1 protein-coding gene is annotated in these 1,192 nt (G+C 39.1%); it reads left to right on the forward strand.

The window, feature by feature from the left end; all coding sequences use genetic code 11:
• Nucleotides 1-110 precede the first annotated feature (110 nt).
• Nucleotides 111-1,157: an IS30 family transposase gene (locus tag CP363_RS10475; protein ID WP_065991187.1), complete on the forward strand. Its 1,047-nt coding sequence runs from the start codon at nucleotides 111-113 to the stop codon at nucleotides 1,155-1,157.
• Nucleotides 1,158-1,192 lie beyond the last annotated feature (35 nt).

Genomic DNA, 1,192 nt, shown 5'->3' on the forward strand with positions numbered 1-1,192 from the left:
GGCGGATTGTAAAATCAAATTGAACACTTCGTTCAAATATTAAAAAAAGTCCATTTGGACTCTTTGATAGAATGTAATTAACCACAAAAACTTCTAGAAAAGAGATTCAAATGAACTTATTACATTCTATCACAGACACTCATACTAAAGGCAAGCATCTTTCTTTTGAAAACAGAGTTGAAATCCAAACTTTGCGCAAAGAAGGCTATTCCATGCGTGCTATTGCACGCAAGCTTAACTGCTCTCCTAGTACGATCAAATATGAAATAGATCGCGGTACTGTCACTTTGTATAACGGCAATGTCAAACGCTATCACGCTAAAGCTGGTCAAGAGGCTTATAATCGTCACCGCTTGAATTCTGGACGTAAGCCGCACTATCTGCTTAAGAAGCACTTCATTGATTATGTGCAAGAACATTTCTTTAACTCTGGCTGGTCTTTGGATGCCTGTGTTGGCCGCTCCCTGGCAACGGGACTGTTTACCAGGAATCAGATTGTCTGCACCAGAACTCTTTACCGCTACGTAGATTCAGGCCTTCTCCAGATTCAAAATACTGATCTGCCAGAAAAACTTACCCGCAATACCAAAACCAAGCGTATTCGTGCAAATAAAAAGAAACTTGGCCGCAGTATTGAAGACAGGCCCAAATATATTGATCAGCGCAAAGAGTTCGGTCACTGGGAATGTGATCTGGTCTTAGGGCATAAAACCAAAGACGATGAAGTTCTGCTGACCTTGTATGAGCGAATGACCCGTAAGTTCATGATAGTTCCAATTCCTGACAAGACAGCTGGCAGCGTAATGACGGCCTTTAACAACTTGAAGGCTCAATATCAAGAACATTGGAATGAAGTCTTTAAAACGGTAACTACAGACAACGGTTCTGAATTTGCGGATCTTTCCCAGCTTGAGGATATCTCAAACACTTTAGTCTACTATGCTCATCCTTATACTTCTTGTGATAAAGGCGGGGTTGAATGTCATAATCGTTTAATTAGACGCTTTATTCCTAAAGGTGAGTATGTTAAGAATTATAGCTTGGATGACATCTTCTCAATTGAGCTCTGGATTAATGATCTACCTAGAAAAGTATTGAGCTACCATACTCCAGATGAACTATTTGAAAGAAGATTAGATTCAATATACAGAATTTAATTTTCAAAAGTGTTCAATTTGAAATTGCAATTTTC

Source organism: Lactobacillus sp. UMNPBX12, from assembly GCF_002553955.1.
Classification (GTDB): Bacteria; Bacillota; Bacilli; order Lactobacillales; family Lactobacillaceae; genus Lactobacillus; species Lactobacillus crispatus.

What these genes read in the sequence shown, in the direction of transcription:
- CP363_RS10475 (WP_065991187.1), top strand. Translation starts at nt 111, where the DNA reads ATGAACTTATTACATTCTATCACAGACACTCATACTAAAGGCAAGCAT.